At 51.2% G+C, this 15,584-nt stretch carries 14 protein-coding genes; 10 read left to right on the top strand and 4 right to left on the bottom strand.

Annotated features, from left to right (window positions below):
- Positions 1-44 precede the first annotated feature (44 nt).
- Both CA13_RS22240 and CA13_RS22235 read right to left on the bottom strand, forming a co-directional pair.
- Positions 45-458, bottom strand: a complete 414-nt coding sequence (locus CA13_RS22240) for a 6-pyruvoyl trahydropterin synthase family protein (RefSeq protein WP_419194691.1) — start codon at positions 456-458, stop codon at positions 45-47.
- A 299-nt stretch (positions 459-757) separates the two neighbouring features.
- Positions 758-1,180 (bottom strand): DUF423 domain-containing protein, encoded by a 423-nt coding sequence (locus tag CA13_RS22235; RefSeq protein ID WP_146400385.1) that lies wholly within the window; start codon positions 1,178-1,180, stop codon positions 758-760.
- Positions 1,181-1,554: 374 nt separating this feature from the next.
- Here CA13_RS22235 and CA13_RS22230 point away from each other — a divergent pair, with 374 nt between their 5' ends.
- Positions 1,555-2,223: a zinc metallopeptidase gene (locus tag CA13_RS22230; RefSeq protein ID WP_146400383.1), complete on the top strand. Its 669-nt coding sequence runs from the start codon at positions 1,555-1,557 to the stop codon at positions 2,221-2,223.
- 81 nt (positions 2,224-2,304) lie between these two features.
- Here CA13_RS22230 and CA13_RS22225 read toward each other — a convergent pair whose 3' ends face one another.
- Positions 2,305-4,233: a beta-agarase gene (locus tag CA13_RS22225; protein WP_419194690.1), complete on the bottom strand. Its 1,929-nt coding sequence runs from the start codon at positions 4,231-4,233 to the stop codon at positions 2,305-2,307.
- Between the two features lie 346 nt (positions 4,234-4,579).
- Positions 4,580-4,849, bottom strand: a complete 270-nt coding sequence (locus tag CA13_RS22220; RefSeq protein ID WP_146400379.1) for a carbon storage regulator — start codon at positions 4,847-4,849, stop codon at positions 4,580-4,582.
- Positions 4,850-5,374: 525 nt separating this feature from the next.
- On the opposite strand from CA13_RS22220, the gene CA13_RS22215 reads away from it, so the two are divergent.
- The 9 genes from CA13_RS22215 to CA13_RS22175 all read left to right on the top strand — a co-directional run bounded on the left by CA13_RS22215 (position 5,375) and on the right by CA13_RS22175 (position 15,443).
- On the top strand, positions 5,375-6,838 hold the full coding sequence (locus tag CA13_RS22215; RefSeq protein WP_146400377.1) for a Gfo/Idh/MocA family protein: 1,464 nt from the start codon (positions 5,375-5,377) through the stop codon (positions 6,836-6,838).
- Positions 6,839-7,108: 270 nt separating this feature from the next.
- Positions 7,109-8,377 (top strand): dicarboxylate/amino acid:cation symporter, encoded by a 1,269-nt coding sequence (locus CA13_RS22210; protein WP_146400375.1) that lies wholly within the window; start codon positions 7,109-7,111, stop codon positions 8,375-8,377.
- 311 nt (positions 8,378-8,688) lie between these two features.
- Entirely contained in the window at positions 8,689-9,471 is a 783-nt protein-coding gene (locus CA13_RS22205) for a hypothetical protein (RefSeq protein ID WP_419194689.1), read from the top strand.
- Between the two features lie 312 nt (positions 9,472-9,783).
- Entirely contained in the window at positions 9,784-10,110 is a 327-nt protein-coding gene (locus CA13_RS22200) for an ArsR/SmtB family transcription factor (RefSeq protein ID WP_146400373.1), read from the top strand.
- A gap of 77 nt (positions 10,111-10,187) precedes the next feature.
- Positions 10,188-11,642, top strand: a complete 1,455-nt coding sequence (locus tag CA13_RS22195; RefSeq protein ID WP_146400371.1) for a permease — start codon at positions 10,188-10,190, stop codon at positions 11,640-11,642.
- Positions 11,639-11,875 carry a thioredoxin family protein gene (locus CA13_RS22190; RefSeq protein WP_146400370.1) on the top strand — a complete coding sequence of 79 codons (237 nt, stop codon included), beginning with the start codon at positions 11,639-11,641 and terminating at the stop codon, positions 11,873-11,875. Before CA13_RS22195 ends, CA13_RS22190 begins: the two co-directional genes overlap by 4 nt.
- A 26-nt stretch (positions 11,876-11,901) precedes the next feature.
- Positions 11,902-12,378 carry a nitrophenyl compound nitroreductase subunit ArsF family protein gene (locus tag CA13_RS22185; protein WP_419194688.1) on the top strand — a complete coding sequence of 159 codons (477 nt, stop codon included), beginning with the start codon at positions 11,902-11,904 and terminating at the stop codon, positions 12,376-12,378.
- Positions 12,375-13,058 carry an aromatic aminobenezylarsenical efflux permease ArsG family transporter gene (locus CA13_RS22180; RefSeq protein ID WP_146400366.1) on the top strand — a complete coding sequence of 228 codons (684 nt, stop codon included), beginning with the start codon at positions 12,375-12,377 and terminating at the stop codon, positions 13,056-13,058. The genes CA13_RS22185 and CA13_RS22180 overlap by 4 nt, the downstream gene beginning before the upstream one ends.
- 186 nt (positions 13,059-13,244) lie before the next feature.
- Positions 13,245-15,443, top strand: a complete 2,199-nt coding sequence (locus CA13_RS22175; protein ID WP_419194687.1) for an alkaline phosphatase D family protein — start codon at positions 13,245-13,247, stop codon at positions 15,441-15,443.
- Positions 15,444-15,584: the final 141 nt, after the last annotated feature.

The following is a 15,584-nucleotide window of genomic DNA, read 5'->3' as shown; positions in this document are numbered from 1 at the left end:
CCGAGAGGTATCCAAAGTGTCGATCGATCAACGATCACGGTTGTCTACGACAACTCAACTTCGGCGCATGTCTCTTCGCTTTCCCATAATCGAACTTTGAACGCCGAGGCTCCAGTGCCGTCAAGGATCTTCGGGCAGACTTCGTTGAGCAAGTGGATTGCCATATTCTCGGCCGTTGGGTTGGTGGACAATTCATAAATCCGATGGGGATCGCTCTGGCGAATCGCACGCAAACCGTTCTCGTCTTTGTCCCAGAGAATAAAGGTATGATCCCAATTCTCATCTAACCATCCCTTGCAGCGTTCTTTGAGCAGCTTGAAATCGAGGATGCGACCTACTGCGTCTTGCTCTTGCCCGGTGACGTAAATTTCGACCACGTAATTGTGTCCGTGTAGATTCTGGCATTTTCCCTCGTGACCAACTAAGCGATGGCCAGCACAAAATGAGAATCGTCGCATGATGCTAAGTGACATAGGGTTCGTTATCGTCCTTGTGAAGGAATCATGTGCCCCGCTTCGGGGGCACTTCGGTTGTGGTTTAGCCACTTCGTGGTCACTGGTCCGTAGTCGAAATGAAATGCAGGCTATGAATGACGGCTTTCGTTATTCAATGATAACGCTGCGGCTAGCCATTGGCGATGGAGCGATCGTGGTGACAAAAGCCAGCCGAACTAGAACAGGGTCATGTTGGAACTTGGGCCTAACGGGATCATCAAACGCGCAAATAGCAGTGACGACTCTGGCTCGTGCTGCTAACGTCACGCAGAGTCCTGGTTTGAAACGATGACCAAGCGAGCCAACGACGCCCAGGCGACGATCCAGATCACTCCGCCAATCGGCGTTACCATGCCCAATTTGGTTTGATTCGTTAAGACGAGCAAGTACAAGCTTCCGCAAAACAGCATCAGACCCACTACAAACATCCATGCAATCTTTCTCTTTAACGCTTCTGGGCCAAACGGAATTGCGGCCAGAGCGAGCAGAGTGACGGCATGGACTAAATGGTAGCGAACACCAACATCGAATTGGTCTTCACGTTTGGCTATCGTTTCAGCAGTCAGGCCTTGATCTTCCAAAAAACCACCAAGAACGTGAGCACCAAACGCCCCCACCAAGACGCCGAGGGCGCCAAAGACAGCTGCAAGTAAAAGAATTTGGCGTGAAGCAGTCGTTACGTTCATGGATTTAGATGCCCGATCTTGTTGCTCTGTTTTAACTTGCCGCAGAGTTCCCGTATTGAGAACAATTCGACAAACGCGTTTGCATTGGAATGCAAGCATAGAGGTAATTCAAGCATTCCGAAATTGCCTGAAAAGTGGGCATACTTGGCACGCGAGATGGCGAATGCCACTTTCATTGCTCACAAATCGATCCCCACCTGATCTTAGCTGGCAAACAAGGACGCACCTGTTTCCCGCCTGCTTCGAAAACGAACGGCCCCATAGTTGCGTACCCTCTAGTGTTGCCTGTTTTGGACTGTCATTTTGACGGGCCATTGAAGGCTGATTTCGTAGAAACACGACTAAAACGCAACCGTTTGAAGGGTTTCCCAACCATGATGCTATATTTCCTGTTCGTGATCCCACCATTCTTGCTGGGTCTTTACGCCCAGTGGAGGGTCAAATCGGCGTTCACCAAAATGAGCAAAGTGCCGTCCCGCATGTCAGGATTCCAGGCTGCACGCACCATGCTCGACAATGGAGGGCTTGAATCGGTCGGGATTGAACAAATCAACGGCATGCTGAGTGACCACTACGACCCCCGTGCGAAAGTGCTCCGACTCAGTAGTGATGTCTATAACGGCCGCAGCATGGCAGCGGTTGGTGTTGCCTGCCATGAAGCGGGCCATGCGTTCCAAGACGCTCATCAATACGCGCCGTTGGTGGTTCGCAACATTGCCGTTCCAGCCGCCAACTTTGGCTCCGGTGCAGGGATGTGGATGCTATTCGGCGGAATGATGCTTCACATGCCTGCGTTAGCATGGCTCGGTGTGATTCTGTTCTCAGCAGTGGTATTCTTCCAAGTCATTAACTTGCCAGTGGAATTCAACGCAAGTTCTCGAGCACGGGAAGAGCTTGTTGGCCAAGGAATCATCTCAGGCAATGAAGAGCACTACGTCGCATCCGTCTTGAACGCAGCCGCGTTGACCTACGTCGCCGCGACGCTGCAGTCGATCCTTACGCTCGCCTACTACGTGTTCATTTTGACGGGCAACCGCCGTTGAACCGAATCGGGTATGGGAACGTTCGCTATCCACCGAGGAGCCACAAGAACGGCTCTTCGGTCAGGTTGAGATCGCGGCAAACTACTTCTGCAACCTCAACAAATACATCGACTTTCCGATTTCGCGAGATGCTTCGATCGTTTCGAGGTAGGGCGTATCAGTGATATCCACGAAGCCAATTTGGTAGTTCTCTCCGTCGCCACGTCCAGTCGTCGCTTGGTCACCGTATTGGAACCAATGGGCACCGACCCACATTGGGTTCTTCAATGCTCCGGTTAGGTAACTCCGATAGGCCTCGGCGCGAACTTGCTGGTTTTCGACCGGTTTGAGTCCAGTATGGAACATCCCACGATCGAGTGCCCCGAAATGGTATTCACCAATGATTGCGGGCATGTCGACCCCATCGGGCAATTTGTAATCGGCGACCGAATACTTGTAACAATTGAACCCGATCACGTCACAGAACTTCGCCGCTGAGCGAACAGCACGATCGTTCACCCACGCAAAACGACAACCTAGGTAAAGAGTCTCGGGTGCAACCGTTTTCACCGCGTCACGACACACTCGAAAGTATTCATCGGCGACGTGCGAGTAAAACGCTCGCAAATCGTCCTCTGCTTTTTCCGCATCAGGTGATTCTTGCTGCGTTAGCAGCGCATCCCATGAGCCATACTCGGTACCCCATTTTTCATTGAGCAAACTGACTTCTGAGTACTTCGCTTTCAAATCTTTCACGAACGCAATCTTCGCAGGTTGATCCGCGGGTGATTGCAGTGCCGCGATGGCCAACGATAGCTCGTCACCCCAAGCTAATTCGTTGTCAACAAATATCCCTACGCACCAAGTCGAATTTGCTTCTTCTCGGCGGTATTCCATGTGTTTAGCCGTTGCCTCGGCAAAACCGGGATCAAATGGGTCTGGGAATTTCCCCCAATAGCCGGTACTTCCTTCGATTCGCCGTCCTCCCGTTCCGCTGGTGACAACATAGGGCGTGCGATTCATTCGGTAGATCGATTTATCTGACCAGTTCGCGATTGTGTTAAGCCCCCAACTTCTTAGCCGCTCGTGACAACGACGGTTAAAAATCGCTTTCCAATCACCGCCGTACTTTCGATACAAATTTGCACCGGTGAAGTTGAATGTCTTGTAATGGCCACGACCTTCGTAATACCCGTGCGGAGCCCAATCACCGCCGCCATAAAAAACAGCAAGTGGCGAATCTTTCGCTGGTAAATCCGCAAAGTAGAACTCGCGGTCGGTGATCGGCGTGGTTGCATTGTTCGAATTCACACAGTCGATTCCATGCGACCAAAACAGATACCCCTCGGGGTCGACTAACCACCAACGGCCTTGATACTTCCTCGTCCGAAAATGTTCACTCCGTTCGAACTGGGGACCCGCCGCATACCCACCGAACGTATCCCACTGTGTTGGCGCCGGATCCGCAGAAATGTCTTTTTGTTCCTGCTCCTTTTTCTGAACCAGTTCCTGTTGCAAATGAGTCTTACCCGGCCAATCGTCATGCATGTATTGCCCAAATGTATCGATCATTGGAAAAGGATCGACTGCGTCATCAAACCATATTTTCTCGCTCGCCTCACCGTCGAGACGCAAGTTTGATATTTCCACCGTTTGAGCGTATGGCTTTTTGAAGGCAAACAGAATGATCTGGTCGATCCAATCAACGGCCAACCCTCCTTCTTCGTTTAAACCGACCGGATTGGAACGCATTCCGATCAAACGCCCCTTTAAACGATCCGGCATCTTGCGGGAGAGGGTCACACGAAGGGTTTGCTTTTCACCCGGTGCGAGATCGACTTGCTCGGTCTTCGAGTCCCTATTGTTTTCAACCTCTTTCACGTCACTATCAAGACTATCGATACGCATGGCAAACGTTAGCTCGTGATCACCAATGTTGCGAACATCGACCGCAATCGAGCTGAATCGAGACATGTCACGTGATTGCTCATCCGGTCGATACGTAATCCCCGGCCAATCCTTGTCGGCCATCGTCGTCATTTTTATGACGTGATCATCCCCAGAAGAAACAACCTGTAGCTCCACTCGACTCGCACTGACCAACGTTAGATCGAATGATTTGTCGATCTTCAGAAGGGGTTTCTGTGCTGAAACAACAACAGGGCACAACACAAGCCCGAGGGCTAACAGAGGCAATCCGAATCGCAAAGGAAGCGTGGAAAGGGAATGCCACAAGGAATTGGTGGCAGAAAATCGAGTGCTCATGGCAGTAGAGAAAGACCGAGGTGGGATGGTTTCCACTGACAAGAGAGCAAAATCCCATGCCAATGAAGGTGTGAATCACTCAGTCTACATCAGCCCAACCGCGTCACAAGCACTACCGCTCAGCCAGAGGAAACGATAATCCAGCCAATTCGTTTTGAATGGAGACCGCATTGTGCACCGGCGGCACCGAACTTCCCTTTGAAGTCGATTGCGATGGACTCGTTTCGCTTGGAGCATCCGCTAACTCCGATCGCCGAATCCGCATTTCACGAGGCGCATCGATTCCGATTTGGACGCGATTTCGACCGATTCGCGTGACAACGACCACGATATCATCACCGATATGGATCGACTCATTCTCCTTGCGACTAAGGATCAACATTTCAACACTCCCTGCTCTTAAGGTGACTTTTCGCAACGCTAATTAGACCGCAATGGACGTACCGTTGGCAACTGCAAAATTCGATGAAGGCAAAAGCCTCCGGTAATTAATAGAATTTTTCTTCGCTTGGCATTTGCTAGCAACCGATTCCCTGCCTGCGAAGTGGTTCCTTTTTGACCATGTGTGCGGATCGTGACCAATCCATTTTCCTAAAAATGCAAAGCGATATGGGCGACAAATGGCATTGCCTGACGACGATCCCTTGGCATGACGCATAGATCCCTTGGCATGACGCATAGATCCCTTGGCATGACGCATAGATCCCTTGGCATGACGCATATGGTGCGCTGGTTCATCGAGGTTATGCGTTAGCCCGGAAAACCCGTTGGAGCATTTTGTGAGCACCTACGGGTGTGTGCCGCTAAACGCCCTATTTTTCATTGGAAGGCAAAACAAGTCGTCGCTTGTTATACTCTTTGAGACCTCGTATTTTCCCGCCACCCCTTTTTGGGAGTTCCCGCTTCGATGACCAATGAAACTCGCCGTAATTTTTTAAAGACCACCACGACTGCCACAGCTGCTGCATCGTTCGTGTGTCTCTCTGCTAAACAAGCTCAAGCCGCTTCGGGATCCAACGAACGACTGCGGATCGGTTTCATCGGCCCCGGTGGACGCGGTTTTGGCGCGCACGTGAGAACTCTATGTAAACTCCGAGCCGATGGACGCAAAATTGACTTGGTCGGTGTCGCGGAAGTCTATAAGAACCAACGGGACAAGACTCGCGACTACATCGAAGAGCAAACGGGAACCGCCCCGAAGTGCTTTGTCGATTACAACGAGATGATCGAGAAAGCAAATTTGGATGCCGTTTGCATTGGGACACCTGATCATTGGCATCACAAACAGACCATCGATTCGTTGCACGCCGGATTGAATGTTTACTGTGAAAAACCGATGACCAAGACGGTCGAAGAAGCTTTCAACGTGGAGAAGATTTGGAAGGAGACCGGCAAAGTAATGCAGGTCGGTGTTCAATCGACAAGCCTACCTGTTTGGAATGAGGTACGCGATTTATTGCAGCAAGGCAAACTCGGTAAGGTGCTTGGATACCAAACGGAGTTCTTTCGCAACAGTGACCTTGGCCAATGGCGTTACTACAAGCTGGAAAAATCGATGACGCCGAAGTCAATCGATTGGAATCGATGGCTGGGAATCGAAGAAGACCTTGCACCGGAGTTGCCGTTTGATCGTGAAGTGTATGCACAATGGCGTCGCTTTTGGCCGTTCGGCAGCGGCATGTTTACCGACCTATTCGTCCATCGCACAACATCGATGCTACGCGCAACCGGCCTACGACTGCCGGGCCGCGTCGTCGGTGCAGGCGGCATTTTCTTGGAGTATGACGGCCGCCAGGTTCCTGATGTGGCGACCGTGGTAGCCGACTTTAACGAAGGAGCTCAAGGCTTGGTCACCGCAACCATGTGTAACCAAGAATCGCGAATCAACCAGTTGATCCGCGGACACTATGGCACGTTTGTGTTCGGCAACGGCGAAGGATTCGATGGCTTTGACTTCGTTCCCGAACGCCCTCAAGTCACCCATCAACGCGACTACAAGGACGAACGCATTTCGACCAATCCAGTCGAGGATACGACGAAGGCACACTTCGCCAATTGGCTCGACGCGATTGAAGCAGGCAATCCGATGATGTGTAACAATCCGCCCGATTTAGGTGCCGCAGCGATCGCCGTCGTGATCCTGGGCGCTCAGAGTTATCGAAACGGCGAGGTCTACTTCATCGATCCTGAGTCCCGCGAAATTTCGAACAAAGACCCAGGCTGGGCCAAGAAGTGGGAGCAGCTTTCAGCGAATCGGTCCCAGCCACAACACATTCCTGGTTGGAAAGCAGACGACTTCGGTAGCACCCTTCGGGATCCCGAGTACATGAATCTCGCCGGCCCATGGATCGATGGCCACGAACCAAGTTAACCGATGAACGACTTGGCTCCGTTAGAACCACTTAAGAGTTAGTCTCTACCTGGCAGACGATATCGAACCGTTGATGCTGACAGCTCTTTGTCAGCAAACATCGGATGAGTGGATTTGTAGATTCATGGGCGATGCCCATCAAAACATGCTACCTTGGGTCGGATAGTTCCGCGATCACGATGCGCGCAACTCATTTTTCAAGTTTGACCATGACAGCGTCTTTTCTCTTAGGGCGCTAACACGCATTCACTTGTCAAGGGAGAACGGTCCATGTCGTCGCCCAAGTCTGAATCAAAAGGATGGCTTAGCCGCTGGAACGCTGTGCCGCTCTACGTTCGCATTGTACTGGCCATGCTACTCGGACTCATGACGGGTCTTTTGCTTGGCGATCATGCACTCATCTTCGAAATACCGAGCAAGGTAATTCTTCAGTTGCTAGGCGCGTTGGCGCCACCGCTAATTCTGATTGCCGTCACGCACGTTCTGATGACGACGGAGATTTCAGGCAAGATGGCGGGACGACTGGCGCGCCTCCTACTACTCAACACGACAGTGGCGATTGTCATTGGACTCTCCGTTGCCAATTTGATGAAACCGGGAACCTGGTCGGAATTCAAAAGTCCCGAGGCGAGAACGGTGGAAGAGTCTGAAAGGGCCTCACCGGTTGACCTGCTAGTTCAAAATGTCCCCAAGAGTATCCTTGGGCCACTGGGGGACAAACAAAACATCATTGGCGTGATTTTCATCGCGGTTGCCTTCGGCATTGCCCTTCGTAGCGTCAAGGACAAACCGATAAAGGATGTGCGGAACTTTGTCGAGGTTGCCTACGAAGTCCTTCTAATTGTGCTGCACTGGATCATTCAACTCGTACCGATCGGCGTGTTCGCCATTGTCGCAAAAGTGGTTGGCACTGAGGGATTCGCCCCGTTTAAAGCGATGGGGGCCTTTATCTTAGCAGTGCTGCTGGCACTATTCTTGCAGACCATGTGGTATCTGTTGCGTATCCGATTGTTCTCGTGGGTAAGACCAATGGACGTGTTGCATGGCATGCGAGACGCGTTGGTAATGGCATTTTCCACGGATAGTTCAACAGCCACAATGCCGGTCACGTATGCCTGTCTCACGAAAAAAGTCGGCGTGCAGGAAGAGTCGGCCAGCATGGGTGCACTCGTCGGGGCGAATTTCAACAATGACGGTACGGCGCTGTACGAGGCCATGGCGGCGCTCTTTGTCGCTCAATTGATTGGCCAAGACCTCTCCGTCGCTCAGCAAGTAATTATCGTTGTGACCTCCATCATTGCGTCAGTCGGTGCAGCGGGAATCCCCGAAGCGGGACTGGTGACGATGACGCTCGTGTTCTCTGCGGTCGGATTGCCGATTGAATACATTGGACTGTTGCTGACGGTCGATTGGTTCCTAGACCGTTGTCGAACAACAATCAATGTCCTTGGCGATGTGAACGTCAGTTGCCTGCTGGACGGAAAGACGAAGCCGAGTCCGCTCTCACCAGAAAAGCCAATCCCCGCACCTGAAGGCTGAGCTCTTGTTGGTTTGCCGGATGGCGTTTCAGATGTTTTGGATAGAACATTTGGCGGTTTGGCTTAGGTTTCGGTTCTGGGGTGCGTGTTGACCAGGCAACTGGTGTCAGCAATTGCATCGATCTTGTGCCCGCCTTTGCAACAGGCAACTCACGCGGTTTGAACAATGGTAAGATGTCGGCTGATCGAAAATTCCGCGAATCCGCTGATCAAAAATTTCGCGAATCCAGCGCCCCTTGGACCGTCGATCGGTGCCTACCGGTACAGAGGCGATGTTAAACCTATTTTTTTGGGAAACAATCGAGAGTGACAATGAATACTGACGAGACAGCGAAAAACACAGAACCTGAAGATACTAATGAGGAGGTCGCCACGACGGCGGATGTTCCCAAAAAGGCGTCAAGATCGAACTCGATCCTGCTGGTGCCTTATCCGAAGTTTATCTTCATGTATCCCACTTTGATCGTTGCGGCGGTGGCTGCGATTGTATTGTCAATGGGCGGGTACACCACGATTGATCCGGCCACACAAAATCTGCCGGTTGTCATGACGAGCATCTTCTTGGCCGTCGTGATGGCCAACATGTTTGTGATCATCTTTGACTTTCCTCGTGCGACATCATTGACTCTCGTCTTTGTCATCGCAACGTTCATCATGGGATTGTGGATATTTGCACTCGCCAAGCCTGGTGCCTTGCCAACATTCGAGTCTCTATTTTTTGTAGTGCGACCGGCAGCAAATGCCACATTCTTTGTGTGCATCACCGCTGCGATGATACTGATGTACGTTGCTGTGTTTATCAGTGTGAGGTTCAATTACTGGGAACTCCGCAACAACGAATTGCTTCATCACCATGGATTTTTGAGCGATCTTAAGCGATATCCGGCTCCCAACCTCCGAGTCGACAAAGAAATCAATGATGTGTTCGAATTCATGTTGCTTGGCGCGGGAAGGCTGATTCTCCACCCCAGTACTGAAAAGCGTGCCATTGTGCTCGATAACATTTTGTTTGTAGGCAACAAAGAACGGGAATTGACTCGAATGTTAGGTTCGATCAAGGTCCAAATCGGCGGCGACTCGTCAGGCATAAACTGAGTCACGCTTCCTGCTCGCGATACGAGCTTCCTCCGCTAAGTTCGCTTCCTTTGAAGGTCAGGGGAAGCAAGCCTGATTGGAAACTCTCGCGATTGCCCAAAATTTGAAACGCAATCGCATCATGTCGTAAGAATAAACGGGTGAGAGAAGTCGATTTTCGGTACTGGACTGGATTTTCGGTACTGGACTGGATTTTCGGTGCTGGACTGGCAGAGCGTTGAAAAGTGTCTTCGAGTTAATCCCTTGACAGGCTTCCCCCTTTCCTGCACAATTGGTTAATCACGCAAATACCCAACAGCCGATGAAACAGGTATGGACCGAGACGAAAAAGCGAAATACGAAAGTCGAGCCAATGTTCTCAAAGCGCTTGCTCATCCAGCAAGGTTGAAGCTCATTGATGTGCTTGCCGAACATGACGAGGTATGTGTTTGTGATCTTACCGAGGCGATCGGCACCGATATGTCAACGGTTTCTCGGCACCTGACTCAGCTCAAGAATGCCGGTATTGTCCAGAGTGAAAAGCAGGGACAAATGGTCTTCTATCGACTGAAGGTCAAATGTCTCTCGGGGCTTTTTGATTGCATCGAATCCGTCTTGCATGGTCATCTGAAAAGCCAATTGAAAGTCCTTTCTGACTGAAAAGGCCCACTTTTTTTCGCCCAACACTTGCACATTTGTGCAAACAAGCACCGACTTGAGAATCTGAAAGTTGACCAATGAACCGAGAATGGAAACTCTTTGCAATCTTTTTGAGCGTCTTTCTATTCGCCTATTTTGTGCCGCTGGCCACGCCTGAGTTTTCTGATTCCGCAGCTCCGACAGGTGCCAAAGTGACGGGCGCTATCATTGAAGCGTTTATGCTTTTGCAATGGTATGCTCGTAATCACACATTGGCGTGCGTCGTTCCAGCGTTGTTCATTGCTGGGGCGATCACCACGTTTCTTACCAAGGAATCGGTACTCAAACACCTCGGCCCCAAAGCGAATAAGGTTGAAGCGTATTCGGTCGCCTCGGTGTCCGGAACCGTATTGGCCGTTTGTTCCTGTAGCGTGCTGCCGATGTTTGCCGGAATCTATCGCATTGGTGCAGGACTTGGTCCGGCCGCTTGCTTTTTGTATGCAGGCCCGGCGATTAACGTGCTTGCGATCTTTCTCACCGCTCGCGTTCTTGGGTTTGAACTCGGCGTCGCTCGAGTCATCGGAGCGATCGTGTTCGGAGTCATCGTAGGTTTGTTGATGGGAGTCTTTTTTCGGCAAAGTGAAGAAGACCGCAATCAAGCAACCTTGGCGATGCCAGATCCCCCTGCCTCCAAACGTCCACTATGGCAATCCGCAGCAATGCTGGCGGCGATGTTGGCATTTTTGATCTTTAGCGACTGGTTCAATCCGGGTGACAAAACGGTTCAGCTAAACGACGGCACCGCGTTTGCCGCGACATTGCAATACGAGACAGAATCGGGTTACGACTTACGACTAAAAGACGCCGTCTTAGGGCATGAAACATCCGAAGTCATCCGACTGCCTAAATCGGAAGTCGCCAAGATCGAAGACATTGAAACTTGGGTCACTCAGATCCATCACTATCGATGGTACCTCGCCGGAATGATGGGAATTCTTGTCGCGTTAATGAGTTTGGCATGGCTCGATCGCGAAGACTTTGGCCAGTGGATGGGCAACACGTGGGAGTTCTCAAAAATGCTCGTGCCCCTGCTATTTGGCGGCGTGTTCGTAGTCGGCTTCCTTGGCGCATTGGTCCCCGAGAAACAAATAGCCGCTTTGGTCGGTGACAATAGCTTCCAGTCGAATTTGATCGCTTCGGTCGTTGGGTGCGTCTTTTACTTTGCCACGCTAACGGAAGTACCAATTTTGGAGGCATTGATGCGAAACGGCATGTCGTCCGGTCCAGCACTCGCCTTGCTGCTTGCCGGACCGGCTCTCTCATTGCCAAGCATTTTGGTAATCCGTAGCGTTATCGGCAACTTAAAAACGGCCGTCTTTGTAGCACTCGTTGTTGTCATGGCAACCATTGCTGGAATGCTATACGGCACGTTATATCCTGCGAATCCAACCAACCTTACGCCGCCATCATTTACGGCGGGCATTCCTACTTCGGTCTCTGATGCGTATCAGGGAACCGCAAATATCTCTAATTTTGAAAGGACGAAATCATGACAACGATTCATGTGCTTGGAACCGGCTGCAAAAAGTGTGCTACCTTGAGAGAAAATGTCGAGACTGCGCTAAAGCAGACTGGCATGGATGCGGAAGTTAAAAAGGTCGAAGACATCAACGAGATTGTCAAGTTCGGCGTGATGACAACCCCCGCATTGGTAGTCGACGGTGAAGTCAAATTTCTTGGCAAAGTAGCATCTCCCGATGAGATCGCTGCTGTGATACGTCCATAATCCTCGCCTATTGAAAGGAATGATTGATGAAGGCAAAAAATTTCTTGACGATTGGACTTTTGCTCTTTGTGGTTGCGGCCATCGCAACTGTCCTGCTGAAAGAATCGGCAAAGGAAACGCCAACCGATATTTCCGTAAAGGAGGTGACCGCGGAGGCGATACCAGAGAACGGTTTGGTCGCCACCTTTTTCCATGGCGAAGTTCGCTGTCCGACTTGTCGCACTATCGAACAATATGCTCATGAAGCGATCGAAGAGGGTTTCCCTGAACAATTCGCGGCAGGTGAAATCCAATGGCGAACAATGAACTACGAGACTCCGAGCAATCAACACTTCGCAGAGGACTACGAGATCTACTCCTCGACAGTAGTCCTTGTCCGCACACTCGATGGCAAGCCCGAACAGTGGCGAAACTTGGAAGAGGTTTGGAATCATGTGAATGATAAAGAGTCATTCTCAGAGTATGTGCAATCGGAAGCCAAAGAGATGTTGGCTAGCCAATGACCGAATTTACCATCGCGGCACTTTCAGCCTTGTGGTTGGGGGTTCTCACTTCGATCAGCCCTTGTCCATTGGCGACGAACATTGCCGCGATCAGCTACATCGGCGGTCGGGTCGGCAGCACGCGTCGTATGATGATCGCTGGATTGCTTTACACGCTTGGCCGCGTAGTAGCCTACATGACGTTAGCATTTGTGCTGGTCAACACCATGTTGTCGGTGCCACAGGTATCCATGTTCCTGCAAAAGTACATGCACATGCTTGTTGGCCCGTTGTTGGTCTTGGTGGCGATGTTTCTGCTGGGGTTAATTCAAGTCAACCTTGGCGGAGGTGGCGTTTCGGAGGGACTCAAAAAGCGTGTCGATGCGATGGGGGTTTGGGGGTCACTTCTTTTGGGAATTGTCTTTGCACTTGCCTTTTGCCCGACGTCTGCAGCGTTATTTTTTGGAAATGTAGTGGCATCGATTGGGGCAGGCTCCACATTTCTTCTTCCACTGCTTTATGGAATTGGAACCGCACTTCCAGTCATTCTTTTTGCAGCATTGATCGCCGCTGGATCCCAGAAACTTGGCCAGACTTTCGGCGCTGTCAGCAAAGTTGAATGGTGGGCGAGGACGTTTACCGGTACAGTCATGTTAATGGTCGGTTTGTACATGACGGCTCGATACATATTTCTGGCATAGTGATCACGAAGACACAAAGTGCAGAAACCAAGATTTCCGAGCAATCTCAGAAACCGTGCTTGATCCAAAACAGGGTCTTGATTGGACTGTTGCGAATGCTACAGTCAAATCTCAAGTACTCGCCCACTCAATCGGATTGCAGAGTCTGTCATGCAACACCCCAAGTCGTTTCAATGCCGATTTCCATTGTCAAGCAAACTCTTGATTTCGAGCGACGGTACTGCGTTCAAACGGAACCACGCGAACAGCGGCGTTACGGCGTTTTGCCTGATCGCAGCACTTGCGTTTGTTTCCACAGGCTCCCTCGTTCGCGCTGACTTTGCGAGCGATTGGAAAGGTAGCCGGCAATGGGTCTCTCCGGACACGTGGGCCCACCCACTCTACGGATGGCGGACCGAAAATGGAAAACTGATTGCGAGTGCCGCCCCAAAGCATTTGCTTCATCAACTGACTCATCAAATCACCGATCCATCGAAATCGTTTTCGACAACCACCACGCTCCAATTTTTGTCAACCGACGTCGAAAAGCCACAAAAGATTTCTGCCGGATTCGCGTTCGGAGTCCAAGGATTGATGGATGATTATCGGCACGTTCTCTCAGGCACGATACGTTCCCACGAGGCCGGAATCCGGATGGACGGCACTCTTTTTATTGACAATACGCTAACGAAGCAAAAAATCTCTGCCACAGAACCCGTGACGCTGATTCTGGCGGTGTCCGGAGGTCATGCCACACTCGAAGCAGTGTGTGGCGATCAGAAATTGTCGGTTGAATCCGACCTTCCGCTGGAAAGCATTAAGGGCAACCTTGCGCTTCATGCTCATTCGCCGAGCCCTCACAGTTACAAACGACAGCCAATCGAAGTCGCCTTTCTGAAGTGGTCGGGTGAAGGCCCTGCTCTAAGTGACCATGCGGAACAGACGTTTGGACCGATCTTGTGGAGCCAATACACTCTGCACAAAAGGACTCTTAAGCTGAATGTCCAATTCGCTGCCATCGGAACGGACGATGATCAGCACGCTACATTGACGATCGATGGGAAGAAGCTCAAGTCGCAGATCGATCCGCATTCCCGTACTGCGTTGTTCCGCCTTGAAGACCTTGATGATACGGACGACCATCCTTATGCCGTTTCGTATCGCTGGCAGGGCACCGACTACACATGGGAGGGCATGGTCCGCAAACAACCAAACGGACCGCTCCGACTCGCCGCTTTTTCATGCGACCACGGCTACGCGTTTCCGCTAAGCAAACTTGTCGATCAGGTTCTGCAAGAAAATCCAGACATTGTGTTTTTTGCAGGCGATCAGATCTACGAACTATATGGTGGCCTTTTTCTGCAACGCAAGCCGCTCAACACAGCGATCCTTGATTACCTGAGGAAATACTACCAATTCGGTTGGACTTGGCGGCATGTACTGAAAGACCGGCCATCCATCATCATTCCTGATGACCATGACGTATTCCAAGGCAATCTTTGGGGCCATGGCGGCCGCGTGGCACCTGATGGCAAACAGGAAGCGGGTGGATATGTGATGCCGGCCGCATTCGTGAACATGGTGCAACGAACCCAGACAGCTCACCTTCCTGACTCGCCGGACCCGAAACCGGCCGAACAAGGGATCGGTGTTTACTTCACCACATTCAATTACAGCGGCATTCCTTTCATTCTTCTGGAGGATCGCAAATTCAAATCAGGTCCATCATCTGTGCTACCAAAAAACCGTCGTAATTTGTCTCCCGAAGACGTTGATGTGCCGGAAGCCGAATTGCTTGGCACTCGCCAGGAAGCACTGCTCGCCCGATGGGCAGATGAAACGAAAGATGCCCCGGCGCGTGTCGTTCTCTCGCAAACGATCTTCTGTAAGGCAAGTACGCATAGCGGCCAAACATTGAAGCGAAGTCGGTATGACCTTGATTGCAATGGGTGGCCACACACACCACGCAACCGAGCTTTGAAATTGTTGGCCAACAATCCAGCGACAATCATGGTGCATGGTGACCAACACTTTGGCATTCTGCTGCGTCATGGAATTGAACAACACGGAGATGGTCCGTTGGCCTTCATGGTTCCTGGTACAGCCAATGGATTTCCTCGCGCGTGGTGGCCCGAATCAGGCGAAGTCACTGGAAATCATATGGATCGGTATGGAAACAAGATGACGGTCATTGCAGCCGCGAACCCGGAAAAAGGCTCGAATACACTCCAGCCTCGCAAAACGGATCATCCTGATATGACCGCTTTCAAAAAGGGGTCTGGCCATGGCCTCATCACCATCGATTCGGCTGCCAAAACCGCCACCTTCGACATGTGGCGGTTTCCCTTGGATGTCCCCAAGCAGTTTGATGGTTTCCCACAAACAATCCCACTTGATGGAAAATAGCCGCCTACTCCGGAAGGATTATTTCACAATCCGAATCGAATCGGGCGAACGCCACTCTGAATTCCCCCCCAAACGAGGCGACTAGACGGCCATCCATAACACACATGAATAGCTCGTTCTTTGGTCCACAGGTTCATGATG

This window comes from Novipirellula herctigrandis, assembly GCA_007859835.1.
In the GTDB taxonomy this organism is placed as follows: domain Bacteria; phylum Planctomycetota; class Planctomycetia; order Pirellulales; family Pirellulaceae; genus Novipirellula_A; species Novipirellula_A herctigrandis.
The sequence above is the reverse complement of the archived record's forward strand: the minus strand, read 5'-3'. Positions and strand labels throughout refer to the sequence as shown.